Below are 315 nucleotides of genomic sequence, written 5' to 3' on the forward strand. Positions count from 1 at the left end.
CAAGTTTTCGAAGTTGCCGCCTTCGGTGCTTTGCACCGACAGGTCGAACGATGAGCCGTCTACATACAGGTCTTCGCCGTTGTTGATGTCGAACGCTGTTGAAGTCACTTCCGCGCCCGCCACGTAATCGGTGCCGAACGTGATCGTCGCGCCATTGGACAGCGTCACTACAAGCTCGGTCTCTGGCGTGTGGTCTAGCGTCGCGGTAATGCTCGCCTGGCCTGTGCCTTCATTCACGCTCACGTCATTCAAGGTTAACGTCACCGCCGTATCGGTGGTGTCTGCCACGGTCACGGGTATCCAAGTTTTCGAAGT

1 protein-coding gene is annotated in these 315 nt (G+C 56.8%); it reads right to left on the minus strand.

Going from position 1 to position 315, the window contains the following annotated elements:
- Nucleotides 1-288: immunoglobulin-like domain-containing protein (locus tag AB4371_RS10465; protein ID WP_372149653.1), on the minus strand; the 288-nt coding region annotated here is incomplete at its 3' end.
- Between the last annotated feature and the right edge of the window lie 27 nt (nt 289-315).

Origin of the sequence: Vibrio sp. 10N.261.51.A3, from assembly GCF_041471965.1 — a bacterium.
In the GTDB taxonomy this organism is placed as follows: domain Bacteria; phylum Pseudomonadota; class Gammaproteobacteria; order Enterobacterales; family Vibrionaceae; genus Vibrio; species Vibrio crassostreae_C.